Genomic DNA, 19,091 nt, shown 5'->3' on the forward strand with positions numbered 1-19,091 from the left:
CCTACAGTCGTGATTTGATCGTCTCTGCCGTCTTCTCGCCGACTCCGGAGACGCTCTGGAGGTCCTCCGAACTCGCTTCGCGAACGTTCTCGACGCTGCCGAACCGACCGAGCAGTCGCTTGCGCGTCTCGGGGCCGATTCCGGGCACGTCGTCGAGCACCGTCGAGACGTCGTCGCGGATCGTCTGATGGTACTGGACCGCAAAGCGGTGAGCCTCGTCCCGAACCCGCTGGAGGAGGTGGAGGTGTGGCGCGTCGTCCGGCCACGACAGACTCCGGTCGGGCGTCACCACGCGCTCCTCGGCCTTCGCGAGCGCCACGGCGGGCACGTCCCAGCCGACGTCCTCGAGCGCCTCGCGGGCTGCCTCGAGCTGGCCCTCGCCGCCGTCGATCAACAGCAGGTCGGGGTCGGGTCGGTCGTCTCGGCCCTCGACGGCCCGGCGGGCGCGCCACTCGAGTAACGCCTTCATGTTCGCGTAGTCGTCGTTCTCGTCAGTGAGTTTCTTCCGGCGGTAGTCGGCCTTCTCGGCGTTGCCGTCGACGAAGGTGACGTCGCTTCCCACCGCGAACTTCCCCTGGGCGTGACTCACGTCGAACCCCTCGACCCGCCCGGCCGACTCGATCTCGAGGGCGTCGGCGAGCATGGCACACTCGTCGCGTCCGCCGACGTTTCGTCGGGCGTTCTTGAGCGCGAGGTCGACGAGCTTCGCTTCGCGGCCCGCACCCGGAACCCGAACCGAGACCCCCTCGGCCTCGAGCCAGGCTGCGACCTCGTTGTCGCCGTGGCGTTCGGGGAGCAGGAGGGCGTCGGGGAGGTCCCGTTCGGCGTAGTACTGGACGAGGAAGGCCGCGAGAACGGCGGGGACGCCTCCGGAGTCGGCAGCGATCCCGTCGCCGGGTTCGGCGCCGGGCGCCTCCATCGTGTGTCGGTCCCGGTCGACGAGTTTGCCGTTCTCGGCCCGCAGGCGGGCGACCGTCGCGTCCCCGCCCTCGATCGCCACGCCGAGGACGTCGACCGCGCGCTCGTCGTCGGCCGACTGGACGGCCTCGCCGCCCTCGCCGTGGAACGCCTCGACGGTTTCGAGGCGGTCCCGCAGGTTCGCCGCGCGCTCGAAGTTCTGGTCCTGGGCGGCGGCCTCCATCTCCCGGCGCAGCGGGTCCGCGAGGATTCCGGTTTCGCCCTCGAGGAACCGTTCGACGGCGGTGACGTCCTCGTCGTAGCTCTCGAGATCGATCTCGCGGGTGCAGGGGGCGGTACAGAGCCCCATCTCGTAGTCGAGACACGGTCGATCCCGCCCGGAGTACTTGTGGTCCGAACACCCCCTGACCCCGTAGGTCTCCCGCAGGGCCTTGACGACGGTCTCGACCTGGCGTTTGTTGGTGTAGGGGCCGAAGACGGTCGCCGACTCGTTGGGGTCGCGCGTGATCTCGATCCGCGGCGCCTCGTGGTCCGTAAGCTGGACCATCGGGTAGGATTTGTCGTCCTTGAGTCGGACGTTGTACCGGGGCTGGTGGCGCTTGATGAGGTTCGCCTCGAGCAGCAGGGCCTGGGTCTCGGTGTCGGTGACGGCGATCTCGATCCCGTCTGCGCGGTCGACCATCCGTCGAATGCGGGCGCTCCGCGGGTCGGCGTAGGAGCGAACCCGGCTTCGGAGATCGACCGCCTTCCCGACGTACAGCGTCGTCCCGTCGGCCCGGAACTGGTAGACGCCCGGCTCCCGCGGCAACGACGTCGCGCGCTCGCGAACCCCCTCGGCGTTCATCGGCGGGCCTAGGTCGGCGAGGGGTTTCAGCCTGACTCCTCGCGGTCGACGGACGGCGGGCTCGTCGCTCGGTCCGACTCGGAGTCGGCTCGAGCCGACCGCCGAAACGGACGCGGTACTTTCTCGGTGGTGGACCGTCCACGTCAGGGTATGAGCGAGGAGATCCGCTGCTGGCTGGTCGAGCGCGAGTACGACGACAAGGGGCTGGTAACGCTGACGTACGCGACGCCCGACGGCGAGTCGATCTACCGCCGGGAGCTGGCTGCGTCGGCCGCGTCAGGGGTGACGGCCGCGAAGGGACTCACGCCCGACCAGCTCGAGGCCGTCGCGGACGAGGAGACCCGCGACCGGTACGCGACGGAGGCCGATCGAACCGCGTCGAACTACGATCCCGACGAGCCGATCTGATTCGGCATTTTTCACGGATCCGGAAGGGAATATTACGCCGAGTGGCAATCCTTATCGGGAAACGGTGTCTTCACTCGGCCACCAACCATGCCCGCTATCACGGTCGACGGGCTGACCAAAACGTACGGTCAGACCCTCGCACTCGACGATCTCTCCTTCGAGGTCGAGGAGGGTGAGGTGTTCGGCTTCCTCGGCCCGAACGGGGCCGGCAAGTCGACGACGATCAACGTCCTCCTGGATTTCGTCCGCCCGACGGCGGGACGAGTCGAGGTGCTCGGGCTCGACGCACAGACCCACAGCCGCGAGATCCGCTCGCGGACCGGGGTCCTCCCCGAGGGGTACCGAACCTACGAGCGACTCACCGCCCGGCAACACCTCGAGTTCGCGATGGACTCGAAGGGCGTCGACGACGACCCCGAACGGTTGCTCGAGCGGGTCGATCTCGCCGACGCGATCGACAAGAAGGCCGGCGGCTACTCGAAGGGGATGGCCCAGCGGCTCATGCTCGCGATGGCGCTCGTCGGCGATCCCGAGCTCCTCATCCTGGACGAACCCTCGACCGGGCTCGATCCAAACGGTGCTCGAGAGATGCGCGAGATCGTCCGCCAGGAGAGCGAACGGGGCGCGACGGTCTTCTTCTCGAGTCATATCATGGAGCAGGTCGAGGCCGTCTGTGACCGCGTCGGCATCCTCCGCGAGGGCGAGATGGTCGCCGTCGACTCCGTCGCGGGCCTGCGGGAGTCGGTCAGCGACGGGACGGTGTTGCGTGTCACGGTCGACCGGCTCGACGACGATGCCGTCGAGGCGGTCCGCTCGCTGCCCGACGTCTCCGAAGCGACCGTCGAGAGCGAGGCGCCGCCGACGCTCGCGGTCCGGGTCGACGGCTCGAAGACGGACGTGCTCTCCGAGCTCGAGAATCAGGGCCTCGAGGTCCGTGACTTCTCGACCTCCGAGGCGTCGCTCGAGGAGGTCTTCCAGTCCTATACGACGGAGGTGGGTGCCCGATGAGTACCGAGTCCGAGACGGAAACCGGAACGGCCGACCGCGGAACGACGGCGCCCTCGAGTTCGATCACCCTCGAGAGCGTCCGTGCCGTCGCGAAGAAGGACTTCCAGGACTCGGTCCGCTCGTGGCTGTTCTGGGGACTGAGTCTCTTCTTCTTCACGCTGCTGGTCGCGACGACGGGCGTCGTCTCCTACTTCGGCGAGGATCTCGCCGCACAGGGAGCGACGACGGACGTACTCGTCGGCTTCGTCAGCGAGATCACGCGGCTGATCATCCCGCTGATCGCGCTCGTGTTGGGATGGAAGGCTATCGCCGGCGAGCGCGAGTCCGGTAGCATCAAGATCTTGCTCTCCCTGCCACACTCCCGGAAGGACGTCCTGCTGGGCAAGCTACTGGGGCGCTCGGCCGTGCTATCGCTGTCGCTGACCCTCGGGTTCGTCCTCGCGGCCGTCGTCGTCGCCGTTCTGCTCGGCGGGTTCGACGTCGGTGACTACATCGGCCTGCTCGCGGTTTCGATCGTCTACGGGATCGCGTACACGAGTATCGCTGTCTCCCTGTCCTCGCTGACCCGGTCGACGACGGTCGCCGGTGCGGCGATGTTCGGCGTCTTCATCCTCTTTTACGTGGTCTGGAACGCGCTGACGTCGGTCGCGTCGCTGCTGGCCGATCGGGGGATTCCGTTCTTCGACACGATTAGCTACACGACCGAGGTTCAGGGCCAGGAGGTCGAACTCGAGCGGCTCCCCGACTGGGTGTACTTCGTCGTGAACCTCGATCCCGGGGAGGCCTACGGCCGAACGCTGACACTGGTCACGGACACCGACATGATCGAGCTCCAGGCTCAGCTCAACGAGGAGATGTTCGGCGGCGAACTCCCCTTCTTCCTGCAGGACTGGTTCGCGCTCCTGATCCTGGTGTTCTGGATCGTCGTTCCGATCGCCGTCGCACTCTACCGGTTCGACCGAGTCGACCTCTGAGCGAGCACGATCTCGTCTCCGAAGCATTCGTTTTCGAGACTTTCTCGCCGTCGTGACGGGATACTTAGGGTTCCGTCCCCAGTACTCGTGATCGAATGACCGACTGTATCTTCTACGGCGGCAAGGGCGGCGTCGGCAAGACGACCTGCGCGGCCGCGACGGCGACTCGGTTGGCTGACGGTGGACGGAAGACGCTCGTCGTCTCGACGGATCCCGCACACTCGCTGTCGGACTCCCTCGAGGCCGACCTCGGCCCCGAGCCCCGCAAACTCGAGCGAGGACCCGAACCCGCCCTCGAGACCGACTCCGACGGCGAGGCCGAACTCGAGGAGAGCGCCGACCTCTGGGCCGCCGAGATCGACCCCGAGACGCGCCAGGAGCGCTACGAGGAGCTCGCGCGGGCGCTCGCCGCCGACCTGCGCAGCGCGGGCATTCGGCTCGACGACGACGAGGTCGAGCGGATCTTCGCCGCGGGGACGCCGGCGGGGGGCGACGAGATCGCCGCGCTCGACCTTCTAGTGGAGTACGTCGACTCGGGCGACTGGGACGTCGTCGTCTTCGACACCGCGCCGACGGGCCACACGCTGCGGCTGTTCGACACGCCTGCGGTGGCGGGCCCGTTTCTCGAGACGCTCGGCTCGCTGCGCGGGCAGGCCAGACGGATCGGGACCGCGGCCCGCTCGGCGGTGCTGGGCCCGATGTCGATGTTCGGGGGCGGCGACGACGGGGCCGACCTCGAGGCGTTCCGGGAGCGCCTCGAGCGTGCTCAGGAGCTGCTGCTCGACACCGAACGGACGGAGTTCCGGGTCGTCCTCACGCCCGAGGGGATGGCCATCGCCGAATCCGAGCGCCTCGTCGAGAAACTTCGGGAGGCGGGGGTTCGGGTCGATCGTCTCGTCGTGAACCGCGTCTTCGAGGATCCCGAGGACGACTGTTCGCGCTGTCGGTCGCGCTACGAGCGACACACCGAGCGCGTGGCCGAGATCCGCGAGACGTTCCCCGAGCTCGAGGTCGTGACGCTCCCGGAGCGGGAGGGCGAGGTGCAGGGGCTCGAGGCGGTGCGGTCGATCGCCGACCGGCTACCCGAGGAGTAGGCGAAGAACCCTGTCACCGTCTTCTCCCCCTGACCTCGAGTCGCAGTATGCGTCTGGCCGACGGGAACAGATGATCCCGCTCGCACGAACACACGGGTTTCCACGTCCTCCCCAGTCGATTCGCTTCGGTCGCTACGCTCCGCGCTCATCAACTAGCAGAGCGTGCTCTGTCGAGTCGTTCGCTCGTGTCACTCACGAAGACCTCGCGCGGCTTCGTCCCGCCATTCACTGCCGTTCATCGCGAGACGGCACGCGCCACCGCCGATGTGTCCTCCAGTTTCGATCACTCGAGCCCGATCCCCCGCTCCGCGAGCAGTTCTCGGAACTCGTCCTCGTCGAGCACTGGCACGTCCTCCGCTTCGGCGTCGTCGAGCTTCGTCTGTCCCGGGCTCTCGCCGATAACGAGGTAGTCCGTGTTTCCGGAGACGCTGCCCGTCGCGTTCGCGCCGTGGGCCTCGACGGTCTCCTGGGCCTCGCTCCGCGTGACGTCCTCGAGCGAACCGGTAAAGACGAACGTCAGTCCCTCGAGTTCGTCACCGCCGGCGTCGAGTTCCGACTCCTGCGGGGAAACGTGCTCGAGGACGGCGTCGACCGCCGCCGCGTTGGCCTCGCTCGAGAAGAAGTCGTGGATCTGTTCGGCGACGGTCTCCCCGACGTCGTCGACGCCCTCGAGGGACTCGGGGTCGTCCTCGGCGGCCTCTCGAACCGCATCGAAGCTCCCGAACTCGCGGGCCAGCTCCCGGGCGGTGGTCGGCCCGACGTGGGGGATGCCCAGCGCCGACAGGAACTCCGCGAGCGGGGGCTCGCGGCCGGCCTCGATCTCCGCGAGCAGGTTCGCGGCGCTTTGCTCACCCCACCCCTCGAGCGCGGTGAGCTCCTCGCGCTCGAGCTCGTAGAGATCCGCGACGGACTCGAGCAGGCCGGCGTCGACGAGCTGGCGGACGCTCTTCTCGCCCAGTCCCTCGAGGTCGAGCCCGTCGTCACTGGCGTAGTACTCGATCGACCGACGCAGTTGAGCGTCGCAGGCGAGGCCGCCCGTACAGAAGGCCATCGGGCCGTCGCGCTCGATGGCGCTGTCACAGACCGGACAGTGGTCGGGCAGCTCGTAGTGACCCTCGCTTCCCTTCTCGACGACCTCCTCGACGTAGGGGATGACGTCGCCCGCCCGTTGCACGCGAACCGTGTCGCCGATGTTGACGTTCTTTTCGGCGATCTCCTCGGGGTTGTGCAGGCTCGCCCGCGAGACGGTGACGCCGCCGACGTCGACCGGCTCGAGCAGGGCGACGGGGGTTACCCGCCCCGTCCGTCCGATCTGGACGGCGACGTCGGCGATCGGCGTCACCTCCGCGCGGGCCGGGAACTTGTAGGCGAAGGCGTAGCGGTCGTGGCGAGCCGTCCGCCCGAGCTCCTCGCGGGCCTCGCGGTCGTCGACCTTGATGACGGTGCCGTCGATCTCGTATGCGAGGTCGTCGCGGGCCTCGAGCATGCGGTCGCGGTACGCGATCGCATCCTCGATCGCGTCTTGCGGCTGGTCGCCGCTCGACTGATCCGCGGAGCGTTGCTCCGCGCTCTCGACGATCTCGACGTGCTCGGTTACCCGCAGCCCCCACTCGGGGAAGCGCTCGAGCTCCTCCTGGTGGCTCTCTGCGAGATCGCTGGCCTCGAGCACGTCGAAGTAGAAGACCTCGAGGGGCCGATCGGCGACCACCGAGGGGTCGAGCTGACGGATCGTCCCGGCTGTCGCGTTCCGCGGGTTGGCGAAGGGTTCCTCGCCGCGCTCGATCCGTTCGCGGTTGTGCTCCTGGAAGGCGTCCTTGGGCATGTAGACCTCGCCGCGCACCGCGAGGAACTCGGGGTGGTCGCCGTGGAGCTTCTGGGGCACGGAGCCGATGGTGCGGGCGTTCTTCGTCACGTCGTCGCCCTCGCGGCCGTCGCCGCGGGTGACCGCCCGCTCGAGGCGGCCGTCCTCGTAGACGAACTCCATCGAGACGCCGTCGAACTTGGGTTCACAGACGTAGTCGACCGCGCCGACCTCGCGCTGTACCCGGTCGTCGAACTCCCGGACGTCTTCCTCGTCCCCGCTCTGGTCGATCGAGAGCATCGGGGTAACGTGTTCGACGGTCTCGAACGCCTCGATGGGCTCGCCGCCGACGCTTCTGGTCGGGCTGTCGGGACTGGCGAGGTCGAAGGCGTCCTCGAGTTCCTGCAGTCTCGCGAACAGCGCGTCGTACGTTCGGTCCGCAACGACGGGATCGTTCTCGACGTAGTAGCGGCGGTCGTGCTCGCGGACGGCCTCGCGGAGCAGCCGGACCTGCCGTTTCGCTTCGTCCTCCGTGAGGTCCTCGATCGATGCGAAGTCGGTCGGCGGATCCCGGAGGTACGGGTTCTGTTCGTCGGCGTTCTCGTCGGCGAGAGACATTCGTTGCTCGAGGGTTACGCCGCGGCTCCGTTAACGTTACTGACGTCGTTCGCAGAGCGCACTCGAGGGAGGCGAGTCCGGCTACTTCCAGGGGTTGTCGACGAGGTCGCGTCGAGCCCTCGAGCCGACGGCAACCCGACAGTCAGCCCGCGGAAGAGCGATACACAACAGGACGTACCCCGCCTCACGGTGGCGTGGTTTCAACGCTCGCGGTTCGCGGCGGTACTCGAATGCGTCCGCGACACCTGCCGATCCGTCGGTCGCGTCGCCATCTCCATCGTCTCCCGCTTCGTCGACCTCGAGCAGGCGTCCCGCGCAGGTTCCACAGGCCCCGGTTCGACAGCCGAAGGGAACCGTCCGCTCGGTCCGCTCGCTCGCCTCGAGGACCGTCTCGTTGGCCCGGACCGCGACGGTCCGGCTGGAGCCGTCGGGTTGTTCGACGGTGACCGCGTACGTTTCGGTCACTGCCAGACGTCGCTGGTGCAGTCGCCGTCGGGCCAGCGGATCTCGTGGGCGCGGGCCGGCCCCTTCGGACAGTCGCCCCAGTCGACGAGGAAGTCCTCGTCGAGCTCGAGGGTGCCGTTCCGGGGGTCGACGTCGGCCTTCAGCATCACCGACCCCTTTTCGGCCTCCTCGGGGTAGAACTGGTCGTCCCACGTCGAGAACAGCGAGGTCGTCCAGTACAGGCGCTCGCCGTCGAGGCTGAGCTGGATCATCTGCGTGCCGGCCGCCAGTTCGCGACCCTGTACTTCCTGGACGTCGCCGAAGGTGCCCCCGACCGAGAGCGAGTCGGCCCGTCGCGGGTTCGCGGGGTCGGAGATGTCGTACATCCACAGCTCGCCGTGGAGCCAGTTCGAGCCGAACAGGTAGCGGTCGTCCATCGAGATCAGGATGTCCGTCGTCAGCGGCGGGACGGGCATCTCCCAGTCCTCGTGCTCGCGGGCCTCGAAGTCGATCGCCTTCTCGGCGCGGTACTCGCCGGCCTCGGTGTCGTACCAGAAGTGGAAGATGTTCGACGACAGCGCCGCCCCGACGAAGCCGTGGGTCGACTCGGGCGTATGGAGAAAGCGGACCTCCAAGGGAATCTGGCCTTCCTCGCCGAGATCGATCGTCTGCTCGACGGTCCCGTTCTCCCAGTCCCAGAAGTGCAGCCGTCGGCCGTACTTCCCGTCCTCGACGTCCTCGAGGTCGAACCCCGGGTAGTACGTCTCCGGCGCGGCCCACTCCGTCGAGACCATCACGTTCTGGCGGGGCTGGTACCAGTAGTCGTAGTTCATCTCGATCTCGCCCGGCGGCTCCCAGCGGCCTTCGATCTCGAAGTCGTCGTTCAGTTCGAGAAAGCCCCCCGGGAGCTCGCCGTCGGCGTCGCCGAGCATGCTGATGATGATCTTCCCGTCGGGGACACAGTGAACGGTGTGGGGCGCCGAGAGGTCGTACTCGAAGACCTCCTCGGGCTCGATTACCTCGACCAGCTCGGGGTTGCGCCGGTCCTTCGTGTCGACGACGTGAATGCGCGAGGAGCGCTGGCCCGGAACGATCAGGTGTCGGCGCTCGAGGCCCTCGACGTGACACGACGACGAGCAGGCGTTCCACCCGAAGTGGTGGAGCTCGTCGCCCTTTTCGGGCATCTCGAGGCGGTCGACGATCTCGCAGTAGGTCTCGGAGTCGGGATCGAGGTCGACGACGGCGACGAAGTCGGGTTCGTCGATATCGGTCCCGGTGTAGAGGCTCATCACGTAGGCGAGCTCCTCGCGCTCACCCTCCTCGAGGGCCGCCTGGGGGGTCGCGTACCCCGGTCCCTCGTGGCCGTGATGCTCGTGGTCGTGACTCGGTTCGGCGTCGGTAGGGGTGTCAGCATCACTCATGGCCGGACGTACCACGAACGTGGGCATAAAGCTGCCCACGACCGGGGGACTATCCCCAGGGACTGTCGCCGAGCTGGCTGCGAACCATCGGACCGACCTCGATGCAACAGTCGGCCCGAGGGTGGGCGATACACAGCAGCGCGTAGCCGTCGGCTCGATCGGACTCCTCGAGCGCCCGTGGCGGGCGCCGGTAGTCGACGGCGCTCGCGGCGTCGGGCGACTCGTCGCTCTCGTCCCGACTTCCATCGACGGAGCGCACCCGCCCCACGCAGGCCGTGCAGGTTCCCTTCCGACAGTCGTACGGAAGCCGGATCCCCTCGCGCAGGGCCGCCTCGAGGACCGTCTCCTGTGGATCGACTGCTACTGTTTCGCTCCGGCCGTCTGGCCACTCGAGCGTGACGTCGTGGCCGCTCATCGCTTGCCTCTCGTCGGTCGACGTTCGCCTGGGCGGTCCATGGAGGACGGTATGCCCCGCGAGCGGAAAAACGTAGAGCCGTCCCGACCGGCCGTTCGACGCGGTCGGTTCGAGGTTGGAATCGGGTTCGGCGGCGGTCCGCCGATACCCAGTCTTTACCCGCACCGACTCCGTAGACGCCGACAGATGGAACAGGGATCGGAGTACGGGCTGGTCGACCTCGAGGAGGTCGACACGCCAGGGGACGAGTGGGAGGAGATCGACGTCTCGGACACCGAGGCCGATCGGATCGCCCGCAAGCGCGACCGGAAGTTCGAGCAGTTCGAGGAGCGGATCAAGGACGCCGACCAGTTCAAGGTCGAGCAGTCGGTGTTCGACGACGCGACGCTGGCGGCGCTGTACAAGCTCGTTCAGGACGGGTACGTCGAGGCGTTCGGGGGACCGCTGTCGACCGGCAAGGAGGCGAACGTCTACCACGCCCTGGGCGACGACCGCGAGGTCGCCGTCAAGGTCTACCGCATCAACGCCTCGAACTTCCGCCAGATGCGAGATTACCTCGAGGGCGACCCGCGCTTCGAGGGACTGGGCGGCAAAAAGAAGGACGTCGTGCTCGCCTGGACGAAAAAGGAGCTGGCGAACCTCAGGCGGGCGAAGAAAGCGGGTGTTCGTGTGCCGGAGCCGATCGCGACCGAGCGGAACGTCCTCGTGATGGAGTACATCGGCAACGGGGACGGGCGCGCGAAGCGACTCGGCGAAGTCCACATCGAGAACCCCGAGACCGCCTACGGAGTCATGCGCGAGTACATGCGCCGGCTCTACTCGGCGGGGATCGTCCACGGCGACCTGAGCGAGTACAACGTCGTCTTCCACGAAGGCCAGCTCGTTGTCATCGACCTCGGCCAGGCCGTCACCGTTCACCATCCCAACAGCCGGAACTTCCTCGAGCGCGACTGCGAGAACGTCGCGAACTTCTTCTCTCGGCAGGGCGTCGAGACCGATCCCGACGAGCTGCTCGAGTTCGTCACCAATCCGGAACCGGATCCGTCTCGAGACTGACCGCTCGCACCGACCACGTTACCGGTCCCCGAACGTCTTAGTTACTCGGCGGCGGTTCTTCACGTATGATCATCGGGATCGTCTCCGACACCCACGACAACGTCGCGGCGGCCGAGCGCGCAGCCGAAATTTTCGAAGAGGAGGGCGTCGAGGTCGTCATCCACTGCGGCGACTTCGTCGCCCCGCCCCTGCTCTCGGCGTTCGAGGGACTCGAGCTTCACGGCGTTCTCGGGAACAACGACGGCGAAATCTCGGGCCTCGAGGCGACGTTCGACGCCCTCGGCGAGGGAAGCGAACTCCACGGACGGTTCGCCACGCTCGAGTTCGACGGGCTCTCCTTTGGGGTGCTTCACGGGGAGTCGAAGGCGGAGGTCGAAGCACTCGCTGCAGCCGAGACGTACGACTTCGTCTGCTACGGTCACCACCACCGGCGTGAGCACACCGAATCGGGCCGTACGACGCTGCTCAATCCCGGGGCGCAGTTCCCGACCGTCGACGACGAACACCGGACGGTTGCGATCGTCGACACGCTCTCGGAGTCGGTGCGGTTCCGCTCGGTCGCCGGGTCGTCCGACGACCGGTAACTGGCGGGAGTCACGGGCTATTTATCGGTGGTGACCGTTAGCACCGGTATGAGCAGAGACCGGCGCAAGCGGACACCCGGCCGGCGGACCCGTCCCGCCTACACGCAAAAGCGTCAGTCGTGGTACGGGTACGGAACGATCGCCAATCTGGAGAAGAGCCGGTTCGGCTGTTTCCTCCACGACCTGACGTCGATCTTCGGCGAGGTGTCGATTATCGGACTTCCGGTACTGCTGCTCGTCGGGATGACCGACTCGACGGCGAGCTACGGGGTGACGGCGGCCGCGATCGTCGCCTGGCTGACCATGGTGCTGGTCGGCGCCCTCGTTCGTGGCGGATGGGTTCGGCCGCTTGGAACGGAGACCCTCGGCTGGCTCACGTTCTCGCCGGCGCTGATCGCCCTTCGGTTCGTCCACTACAACACCGCCCTCGCCGTCGCGTCCTACGGCGGCGTCGCGGTTGCAGTCGCCGTCGGGGTCCCGGCGCTGTCGGTCGCCGTGGCGATCGTCGTCGGGGTGGGTTCGATGCTCGCGCTTCCGGCGATCGGGGAGTCGATCGCCCGCTCTCGCCGACCGTAACCTCCCGCCGGGTCGCGACTTCTTCACATGAACATCCGATCCATCGGCAACTGGCGTTCCTCAGAGCTCCCTCTCTCCGACTCGAGCGTCTCGATGCGGTCGGCGAGCTCGCCGTAGTAGCGGTTCATCGACTCCGATCGCTCGCGGAGCTGTCGGTCGTCGACCTCGAGCCCGTACCCCTCGCGGAGGAACTCCAGGAATCGAACGGCGGCCTCGAAGTCCGGTCCAGGCGGGTGGATCGGCGTGACGAGCGTCCCGAGTGGCGGCAGTTCGCCGTCCAGACTCCGGCTCGTGAACTCGGCCGGAACGCCGTCGAAGACGCCGCCGCGAAGCGGTTCGAGCTCGGTTTCCTCGAGCCGTCGCTCCCGGAACTCGGGCGTCGCGACGAAGAAGACCGCGTGTTCGTCGGGTCCGTGGGGGAACGGAACGCCGTGGAGGAGGGCGATCTCCTCGAGTTCGCTCGAGGCGACGAGATTCTCCACGGCGTCCGCGAACGCGGCGGCGGCCCACACCGGAACGACGACCTCGCTGACGAGCACGCAGACGTCGTGATCGGCCGCCGCGTAGAGGCGTATCGGCCGCCTGGGCGTTCCGTCCTCGAAGGGGGTAACCGTCGGCAGGTTCCGGGATCGGACGTGTCCTACCTGCTCGAACTCGAGTTGGGTGAGCAGGTGGTCCGTCGCGGTGAGTCCCGCGAGCCCGAAGTTCGAGAGGCCGACGAGGAGCGTTCCCTCGAGCGTGCGATCGTCCGGGACAGATACTTCGTACCGTGGGTCGCTTGCCATAGGGTACCAGACGTCGAGAGACCGTATAGATCGTTTTGTTGCCGGGATCGGACCAAGACCTTAACCTCGCTGAGCGAATACTGGAGGGCATGAAACACGTGAAGATTCCGCAGGACCGCATCGGTGTCCTCATCGGTGAGGGCGGCGAGACGATGCGCGAGATCGAGGCGGCGGCGGAGGTCCGTCTGGACATCGACTCGGAGAACGGTTCCGTCGCCGTCGAGACCGTCGGCGATCCCGTTCGCGGCCTCAAGGGGCCCGAGATCGTTCGCGCGATCGGTCGCGGCTTTCCGCCAGAGGAGGCGTTGCAGCTGCTCGAGGACGACATGATGCAACTCGACATCGTCGACATCGACGCCGCCGCACGCAACAAAAACGACATGAAACGCAAGAAGGGCCGGCTCATCGGTGAGGACGGCCGCACCCGCGAGCTTATGGAGGAGCTGTCGGGAGCCGACGTCGTCATCTACGGCTCGACGCTCGGCGCGATCGGGACTCCCCCGGAGGTCGACGCCGTCCGTACCGCCGCCGAGATGCTGCTCGACGGTGCCCCCCACGGAACGGTGTACTCGTTCCTCGAGGAGCGCCACAACGAGATGAAACACCAGGGGATGCAGTACCACCGCTACCCCGGTAGCGAATCCTGATCGCTCGCGTTTCGGCCGAAACGTGTTTTCGTCGCGCTCGTTGCATATAAATAGTGGAACGAGCGCCAGTACCGAATCCCCGTACTGAACCGTTGTGTGAGGGGTTGTGTCATCCTATAGCGAAGCTTTTATATAGAATAGCAATCAATCCATCAGGTGACTATGGCACAACAGCAGATGGGCAACCAGCCCCTTATCGTACTCTCGGAGGACAGCCAGCGAACGTCCGGCAAGGACGCCCAGTCGATGAACGTCCAGGCCGGCAAGGCCGTCGCCGAGTCGGTACGGACCACACTCGGTCCGAAAGGGATGGACAAGATGCTCGTCGACTCCTCGGGCAACGTCATCGTCACGAACGACGGCGTGACGCTGCTCTCGGAGATGGAGATCGACCACCCGGCGGCCGACATGATCGTCGAAGTCGCCGAGACCCAGGAGGACGAGGTCGGTGACGGAACGACGAGCGCCGTCGTCGTCGCCGGCGAACTCCTCACCCAGGCCGAGGATCTCCTCGACCAGGATATCCACGCCACCACCCTCGCCCAGGGGTACCGCCAGGCCGCCGAGGAGGCCACGGAGGCCCTCGAAGAGATTGCCATCGACGTCGACGAGGACGACGAGGAAATCCTCCACCAGATCGCCGCGACGGCGATGACCGGCAAGGGCGCCGAGAGTGCCCGCGACCTGCTCGCCGAGCTCGTCGTCAGCGCCGTCCAGTCCGTCGCGGACGACGACGAGGTCGACACGGACAACATCAAAGTCGAGAAGGTCGTCGGCGGCTCGATCGAGAACTCCGAGCTCGTCGAGGGCGTCATCGTCGACAAGGAGCGCGTCTCCGAGAACATGCCGTACTTCGCCGAGGACGCCAATGTCGCGATCGTCGACGGCGACCTCGAGATCAAGGAGACCGAGATCGACGCCGAGGTCAACGTCACCGACCCCGACCAGCTCGAGCAGTTCTTAGAGCAGGAGGAGGCCCAGCTCCAGGAGATGGCCCAGAAGGTCGCCGACGCCGGCGCCGACGTCGTCTTCGTCGACGGCGGCATCGACGACATGGCCCAGCACTACCTGGCCCAGGAGGGCATCATCGCCGTCCGTCGCGTCAAGTCCAGCGACCAGAGTCAGCTGGCCCGCGCAACCGGCGCGACGCCCGTTACCAGCGTCGACGACCTCACCGAGGACGACCTCGGCTTCGCCGGCAGCGTCGCCCAGAAGGAGATCGCGGGTGACCAGCGTATCTTCGTCGAGGACGTCGACGACGCCAAGGCCGTCACCCTCATCCTCCGCGGCGGCACCGAGCACGTCATCGACGAGGTCGACCGCGCCATCGAGGACTCCCTCGGTGTGGTGCGAACGACCCTCGAGGACGGCAAAGTCCTCGCCGGCGGCGGTGCCCCCGAGGTCGAGCTCTCGCTCGCTCTGCGGGACTACGCTGACTCCGTCGGCGGGCGCGAGCAGCTGGCCGTCGAGGCGTTCGCGGACGCCCTCGAGGTCATCCCGCGCACGCTGGCCGAGAACGCCGGCCTCGACCCCATCGACTCGCTGGTCGAGCTGCGCGCGGCCCACGACGGCGGTAACGAGGCCGCCGGACTGGACGCGTTCACCGGCGACACCATCGACATGGGCGAGGAAGGCGTCTACGAGCCGCTTCGTGTGAAGACCCAGGCGATCGAGTCGGCCACCGAGGCCGCCGTCATGCTGCTGCGCATCGACGACGTCATCGCCGCGGGCGACCTCGCGGTCGCCGACGACGACGACGACGAGGAGATGCCGCCGGGCGGCGGCGGTATGGGTGGCGGCATGGGCGGCATGGGTGGCGGTATGGGCGGCATGATGTAGGCGAGGTTCGGAACGAGCGAAGCGAGTGAGAACCTCGTAAAAGCGAGCGGGGAGCACGCGACCCGCGAGATCACGCTCGGCCCGCTCGGCTACCCACCCGTCCGATCACGTATCGCATTCGATCGATTCGTCGGCCCACACGTCGATTTCTTTCGCCGCTCGTCCCGATAGCGGTCGGTGTGCTCGACAGTTAGCACCACTTAAGTACTAGCCCGCAATATTCGCCGATATGCAGACACTTCTCCTGGACAGCGACGACGTCGACGAGCACGCGCGGATGGCCGACGTAATCGGTGCGGTCGAGGACGCCTTCGGGGCCTACGAGCGCGGCGACGCCCAGATGCCCGCCAAGTCCTACATCGATCTCCCGCAGTACAACGGCGACTTCCGGTCGATGCCCGCCTACCTCGACGCGGGCGAGTGGGACGCCGCGGGCGTCAAGTGGGTCAACGTCCATCCCGACAACCCGACGGATCACGATCTGCCGACCGTGCTCGGGACGATGATCTACTCCGACCCGGAGACCGCCTCCCCGCTGGCGATCATGGACGGCACCGCGCTGACGATGAAACGCACGGGTGCCGCAGCGGCCGTCGCGACCGACTACCTCGCCATCGAGGACGCCACGTCGATGGGGGTCGTCGGTGCGGGCGTTCAGTCCTACACCCAGCTCGAGGCGATCAGCGAGATCCGTCCGATCGAGGAGGTCGTCGTCAGCGACCTCGACGACGACCGCGTCCAGCGGTTCATCGACGCCTACGACGACGAGTTCGACGTCCGCGCGGGCTCGATCTCCGAGGCGGGTCACTGTGACGTCCTCTCGACGGTGACGCCGGTCAGAGACCCAGTCGTCGGCCTCGAGGACGTTGGCGAACACACCCACGTCAACGCGATCGGCGCCGACGCCGAGGGGAAACACGAGCTGAGCGACGAGCTACTGCTCGAGTCGACGGTCGTCATCGACGACCACAAGCAGTGTACCCACTCCGGCGAGGTCAACGTCCCCTACAACGAGGGGACGCTCACGGACGAGGACATCTACGGCGAGATCGGCGAACTCGTCGTCGGCGAGAAGGCGGCCCGCGAGGACGACACCGGCGTTACCGTCTTCGACTCGACCGGACTCGCGATCCAGGACGTCGCGGCGGCCCGCGTCGTCTACGAGGACGCCCGGGAGCACGGGGCCGGTTTCGACTTCGGACTGATTCACACCGACCGGTAGTCGTCTCGGTCGTCGATCGAACGCTTCTTCCTCGAATCGCAGCGACCGACTAGTCGTCGCTCCCGACGGCGTCGGGGTGCTCGTCCGGTCCGACGAGGGTCTTCTCGCGCAGGTCGGCCTCGATCTCCTCGAGCGAGCGCCCCTTCGTCTCGGGAACGAGCTTGTAGCAGAAGACCAGCGCGGCCAGACAGCAGGCGCCGAAGAGCCAGAACGTGCTGGCCTGGCCGACGGCGTCGACCAGCCCGAGGAAGGTAAGCGAGACCAGCAGGTTCGCCCCCCAGTTGACGACCGTCGCGGCGCCCATCGCGGTACCCCGGATCTGGGTGGGGTAGATCTCGGAGATCAACAGCCAGAAGACGGGGCCGAGCCCGATCGCGAAGAAGGCGACGTACAGCATCAGGCCGATCGTCGCGAGCCAGCCGACGACTCCCGAGAGCCCGGGCAGGAAGAAGGCGAGCCCGAGGAGACCGAGCATGACGGTCATCCCGACGAGCCCCGTGAGCAACAACGGTCGCCGACCGGTCCGGTCGATCAGGAGCACGGCGACGAGCGTCATCACGACGTTGACGACACCGATCCCGACCGTCGCCAGGATCGAGGCGGTATCCTGGAACCCGGTGGACTCGAGGATCACCGGGGCGTAGTACATCACGACGTTGATTCCGGTCACCTGCTGGAAGGCGGCCAGCCCGACCCCGACGACGAGCATCGGCCGAACCCACGGCTTGAACAGGTCGCCGACGGTGCCGGACTCGGTCTTGACCGTCTCCTTGATCTCGCGGAGCTCCGCGGCGACTCGACTCTCCGTGCGCGTCCGAGAGAGCACGTCGCGGGCGTCGTCGACCCGCCCCTGTTCGTACAGCCAGCGGGGGCTCTCGGGCATAAACAGCATCCCGACGAACAGGACGACGGCAGGGATCATGCCGAGACCCAGCATCCAGCGCCAGTCACCGCCGCCCGAAAAGGCGTAGTTCACGAGGTAGGCGATGAGGATACCGCTCGTAATCGTCAGCTGATTGAGCGAGACCAGCGAGCCGCGGATCTTCGGCGGCGCGAGCTCGGAGATGTAGAGGGGGCCGACCACGGACGCGAAACCGATCCCGACGCCGTTGATCAGTCGGCCGAAGATCAACACCTCGACGTTCGGGGCGATCGCCATGATGAGCGAGCCGACGAAGAAGATCACGGCGCCGACGAGGATGAGTCGGCGCCGTCCGAGTCGGTCGGCGAGTCGACCGCCGAACGCGGCGCCGACGATCGCACCGCCCATCGCGCCGCTGACGATGAGCCCCTCGACGAACGAGGCGCTCATTGGGTAGCCAAACAGCGCGGTCAGATCGAAGCTGTTCTGGATGTACAGCATCGCGCCGGCGATGACGCCGGTGTCGAAGCCGAACAACAGTCCGTTGAGCGCCGCCAGCGCGGCGACGACGTAGACGAAGGAGTTTCGTCCGGTCCCCTCTGGAGTCGCGTCTTTCGTTGCCATGCGGTTAGAACTCGAGCGTTCTTTCTAACCCGAGTAAACTAACCTGTCGCTTTCGGATAACCTACATGAACGATAAAAGAATATAACGAACGAGTATCGACACCGGATCTCCCCTTCGCCTGAAACCCGTTTTTACTCTCGGTCCGGAAGCCGACGTGGGATCGACCCCCGAATCGGAAGCCGATCGCAGTAGTGAACGACCGGGTCGCCGGTCGGCGACGGCAGCCCGTTCGCCGCGAACATCGTGTTTTCGCGGATCGTGGCCTCGGCCGGCTGGAGCGGCCACGGATCGTGAGCGATCTCTCCTCCCATCACGCCGTCACCCGACGGGGCGTAGAACCGTCGGCGCTCGGTAAGCCAGTAGGCGAGCGAATCGGTTTCGGGAACGGAGACATCTCCGGTAGGACGGTACGACGCCACGAATCGGGCTGGATCACCCGCCCTCGACCGGCGTCGCTCGCTCGAGAACTCGATTCGGTCGCCGTCGTCCTCGAGGGACATCCGGGCGGTGTAGACCGGAAGCCGAGTCGCTCGACCGATCGGTTCGCCGACCGCTGGGTTGTCGACGTCGACGCTGAAGAAGTAGAGCGCGGGGTCGCCGCGGTGTTCGACGTACGTCCGAACGTTGAGTTCGGTGATATCGAGCCTCGCGATAGAGGGGGTTCCCCGCAGTCCCGCGTCGGCGAGCACGAACGGTAATACGCTGAGCCAGGCCCGCCCGTCTCGAGTCTCGAGTTCGAGCTGATCGGGAACGTGGGGCCGAAGCACCTCGGGGTCGATCGGCCAGTGGGCGAACAGCCCCTTCCGCCACGTCATCGCGGCGACGTACGGCGCCCTCGGGCTCGAGACACCGGCAACCGGCCATCGGGCGGGATCCGTCCGCTCTCGTCCGTCGTTTCTCATTCGGTGTCTCCACTACCCACAGGCGCGGGAATAAAAGAACAGCCTGCC

At 66.9% G+C, this 19,091-nt stretch carries 18 protein-coding genes; 10 read left to right on the top strand and 8 right to left on the bottom strand.

All coding sequences use genetic code 11. The features are described 5' to 3' along the window. Position 1: 1 nt before the first annotated feature. The gene (locus QA609_RS12575; RefSeq protein WP_278302960.1) at positions 2 to 1,762 is read right to left on the bottom strand and encodes an excinuclease ABC subunit C; all 1,761 of its coding nucleotides are present in this window, start codon (positions 1,760 to 1,762) and stop codon (positions 2 to 4) included. A 150-nt stretch (positions 1,763 to 1,912) separates the two neighbouring features. Here QA609_RS12575 and QA609_RS12580 point away from each other — a divergent pair, with 150 nt between their 5' ends. The 4 genes from QA609_RS12580 (at position 1,913) to QA609_RS12595 (ending at position 5,246) form a co-directional block, all read left to right on the top strand. Beyond that, positions 1,913 to 2,170 carry a hypothetical protein gene (locus QA609_RS12580; protein WP_278302961.1) on the top strand — a complete coding sequence of 86 codons (258 nt, stop codon included), beginning with the start codon at positions 1,913 to 1,915 and terminating at the stop codon, positions 2,168 to 2,170. Positions 2,171 to 2,257: 87 nt separating this feature from the next. Next, a complete protein-coding gene (locus tag QA609_RS12585) occupies positions 2,258 to 3,178 on the top strand; it encodes an ABC transporter ATP-binding protein (protein ID WP_278302962.1) in 921 nt (306 codons plus the stop codon). Then, positions 3,175 to 4,152 carry an ABC transporter permease gene (locus QA609_RS12590; RefSeq protein WP_278302963.1) on the top strand — a complete coding sequence of 326 codons (978 nt, stop codon included), beginning with the start codon at positions 3,175 to 3,177 and terminating at the stop codon, positions 4,150 to 4,152. The genes QA609_RS12585 and QA609_RS12590 overlap by 4 nt, the downstream gene beginning before the upstream one ends. Positions 4,153 to 4,247: 95 nt before the next feature. After that, on the top strand, positions 4,248 to 5,246 hold the full coding sequence (locus tag QA609_RS12595; protein ID WP_278302964.1) for a TRC40/GET3/ArsA family transport-energizing ATPase: 999 nt from the start codon (positions 4,248 to 4,250) through the stop codon (positions 5,244 to 5,246). 283 nt (positions 5,247 to 5,529) lie between these two features. On the opposite strand, the gene ligA is transcribed toward QA609_RS12595, so the two are convergent. From ligA to QA609_RS12615, 4 genes are all read right to left on the bottom strand, one after another. Next, the gene (gene ligA / locus QA609_RS12600; protein WP_278302965.1) at positions 5,530 to 7,665 is read right to left on the bottom strand and encodes an NAD-dependent DNA ligase LigA; all 2,136 of its coding nucleotides are present in this window, start codon (positions 7,663 to 7,665) and stop codon (positions 5,530 to 5,532) included. Positions 7,666 to 7,746: 81 nt separating this feature from the next. Further along, the gene (locus QA609_RS12605) at positions 7,747 to 8,130 is read right to left on the bottom strand and encodes a 2Fe-2S iron-sulfur cluster-binding protein (RefSeq protein WP_278302966.1); all 384 of its coding nucleotides are present in this window, start codon (positions 8,128 to 8,130) and stop codon (positions 7,747 to 7,749) included. After that, positions 8,127 to 9,530 (bottom strand): selenium-binding protein SBP56-related protein, encoded by a 1,404-nt coding sequence (locus QA609_RS12610; RefSeq protein ID WP_278302967.1) that lies wholly within the window; start codon positions 9,528 to 9,530, stop codon positions 8,127 to 8,129. Before QA609_RS12610 ends, QA609_RS12605 begins: the two co-directional genes overlap by 4 nt. Before the next feature lie 49 nt (positions 9,531 to 9,579). Beyond that, positions 9,580 to 9,945 carry a 2Fe-2S iron-sulfur cluster-binding protein gene (locus tag QA609_RS12615; RefSeq protein ID WP_278302968.1) on the bottom strand — a complete coding sequence of 122 codons (366 nt, stop codon included), beginning with the start codon at positions 9,943 to 9,945 and terminating at the stop codon, positions 9,580 to 9,582. Between the two features lie 186 nt (positions 9,946 to 10,131). Here QA609_RS12615 and rio1 point away from each other — a divergent pair, with 186 nt between their 5' ends. The 3 genes from rio1 to QA609_RS12630 all read left to right on the top strand — a co-directional run bounded on the left by rio1 (position 10,132) and on the right by QA609_RS12630 (position 12,161). Beyond that, complete coding sequence (gene rio1, locus QA609_RS12620; RefSeq protein WP_278302969.1) at positions 10,132 to 11,001, top strand: serine/threonine-protein kinase Rio1; 870 nt, start codon at positions 10,132 to 10,134, stop codon at positions 10,999 to 11,001. Between the two features lie 65 nt (positions 11,002 to 11,066). Continuing rightward, a complete protein-coding gene (locus QA609_RS12625; protein ID WP_278302970.1) occupies positions 11,067 to 11,585 on the top strand; it encodes a YfcE family phosphodiesterase in 519 nt (172 codons plus the stop codon). A 48-nt stretch (positions 11,586 to 11,633) separates the two neighbouring features. Then, positions 11,634 to 12,161 (top strand): hypothetical protein, encoded by a 528-nt coding sequence (locus QA609_RS12630; RefSeq protein WP_278302971.1) that lies wholly within the window; start codon positions 11,634 to 11,636, stop codon positions 12,159 to 12,161. Positions 12,162 to 12,184: 23 nt separating this feature from the next. Here QA609_RS12630 and QA609_RS12635 read toward each other — a convergent pair whose 3' ends face one another. Beyond that, on the bottom strand, positions 12,185 to 12,946 hold the full coding sequence (locus tag QA609_RS12635; RefSeq protein WP_278302972.1) for a PAC2 family protein: 762 nt from the start codon (positions 12,944 to 12,946) through the stop codon (positions 12,185 to 12,187). Between the two features lie 89 nt (positions 12,947 to 13,035). On the opposite strand from QA609_RS12635, the gene QA609_RS12640 reads away from it, so the two are divergent. The 3 genes from QA609_RS12640 (at position 13,036) to QA609_RS12650 (ending at position 16,654) form a co-directional block, all read left to right on the top strand. Further along, positions 13,036 to 13,593 carry a KH domain-containing protein gene (locus QA609_RS12640; protein WP_005555138.1) on the top strand — a complete coding sequence of 186 codons (558 nt, stop codon included), beginning with the start codon at positions 13,036 to 13,038 and terminating at the stop codon, positions 13,591 to 13,593. A gap of 177 nt (positions 13,594 to 13,770) precedes the next feature. Further along, the gene (thsA, locus tag QA609_RS12645; protein WP_278303013.1) at positions 13,771 to 15,432 is read left to right on the top strand and encodes a thermosome subunit alpha; all 1,662 of its coding nucleotides are present in this window, start codon (positions 13,771 to 13,773) and stop codon (positions 15,430 to 15,432) included. 229 nt (positions 15,433 to 15,661) lie between these two features. Further along, positions 15,662 to 16,654 (top strand): ornithine cyclodeaminase family protein, encoded by a 993-nt coding sequence (locus tag QA609_RS12650; RefSeq protein ID WP_278302973.1) that lies wholly within the window; start codon positions 15,662 to 15,664, stop codon positions 16,652 to 16,654. Positions 16,655 to 16,703: 49 nt separating this feature from the next. Here QA609_RS12650 and QA609_RS12655 read toward each other — a convergent pair whose 3' ends face one another. Together QA609_RS12655 and QA609_RS12660 are read right to left on the bottom strand one after the other, a co-directional pair. Continuing rightward, the gene (locus tag QA609_RS12655; RefSeq protein ID WP_278302974.1) at positions 16,704 to 18,140 is read right to left on the bottom strand and encodes a sugar porter family MFS transporter; all 1,437 of its coding nucleotides are present in this window, start codon (positions 18,138 to 18,140) and stop codon (positions 16,704 to 16,706) included. A gap of 132 nt (positions 18,141 to 18,272) precedes the next feature. Beyond that, entirely contained in the window at positions 18,273 to 19,043 is a 771-nt protein-coding gene (locus QA609_RS12660) for a DUF2071 domain-containing protein (RefSeq protein ID WP_278302975.1), read from the bottom strand. Positions 19,044 to 19,091 lie beyond the last annotated feature (48 nt).

Source organism: Natronococcus sp. A-GB7, from assembly GCF_029688865.1.
Taxonomy (GTDB): Archaea; Halobacteriota; Halobacteria; order Halobacteriales; family Natrialbaceae; genus Natronococcus.

Coding starts and splice junctions, on each gene's coding strand:
- QA609_RS12575 (WP_278302960.1), bottom strand. CDS start 1,762: ATGAACGCCGAGGGGGTTCGCGAGCGCGCGACGTCGTTGCCGCGGGAG.
- QA609_RS12610 (WP_278302967.1), bottom strand. CDS start 9,530: ATGAGTGATGCTGACACCCCTACCGACGCCGAACCGAGTCACGACCAC.
- QA609_RS12660 (WP_278302975.1), bottom strand. CDS start 19,043: ATGAGAAACGACGGACGAGAGCGGACGGATCCCGCCCGATGGCCGGTT.
- QA609_RS12625 (WP_278302970.1), top strand. CDS start 11,067: ATGATCATCGGGATCGTCTCCGACACCCACGACAACGTCGCGGCGGCC.
- QA609_RS12640 (WP_005555138.1), top strand. CDS start 13,036: ATGAAACACGTGAAGATTCCGCAGGACCGCATCGGTGTCCTCATCGGT.
- rio1 (WP_278302969.1), top strand. CDS start 10,132: ATGGAACAGGGATCGGAGTACGGGCTGGTCGACCTCGAGGAGGTCGAC.
- QA609_RS12635 (WP_278302972.1), bottom strand. CDS start 12,946: ATGGCAAGCGACCCACGGTACGAAGTATCTGTCCCGGACGATCGCACG.
- QA609_RS12585 (WP_278302962.1), top strand. CDS start 2,258: ATGCCCGCTATCACGGTCGACGGGCTGACCAAAACGTACGGTCAGACC.
- QA609_RS12595 (WP_278302964.1), top strand. CDS start 4,248: ATGACCGACTGTATCTTCTACGGCGGCAAGGGCGGCGTCGGCAAGACG.
- QA609_RS12655 (WP_278302974.1), bottom strand. CDS start 18,140: ATGGCAACGAAAGACGCGACTCCAGAGGGGACCGGACGAAACTCCTTC.
- QA609_RS12630 (WP_278302971.1), top strand. CDS start 11,634: ATGAGCAGAGACCGGCGCAAGCGGACACCCGGCCGGCGGACCCGTCCC.
- QA609_RS12650 (WP_278302973.1), top strand. CDS start 15,662: ATGCAGACACTTCTCCTGGACAGCGACGACGTCGACGAGCACGCGCGG.
- QA609_RS12580 (WP_278302961.1), top strand. CDS start 1,913: ATGAGCGAGGAGATCCGCTGCTGGCTGGTCGAGCGCGAGTACGACGAC.
- thsA (WP_278303013.1), top strand. CDS start 13,771: ATGGGCAACCAGCCCCTTATCGTACTCTCGGAGGACAGCCAGCGAACG.
- QA609_RS12590 (WP_278302963.1), top strand. CDS start 3,175: ATGAGTACCGAGTCCGAGACGGAAACCGGAACGGCCGACCGCGGAACG.
- ligA (WP_278302965.1), bottom strand. CDS start 7,665: ATGTCTCTCGCCGACGAGAACGCCGACGAACAGAACCCGTACCTCCGG.
- QA609_RS12615 (WP_278302968.1), bottom strand. CDS start 9,945: ATGAGCGGCCACGACGTCACGCTCGAGTGGCCAGACGGCCGGAGCGAA.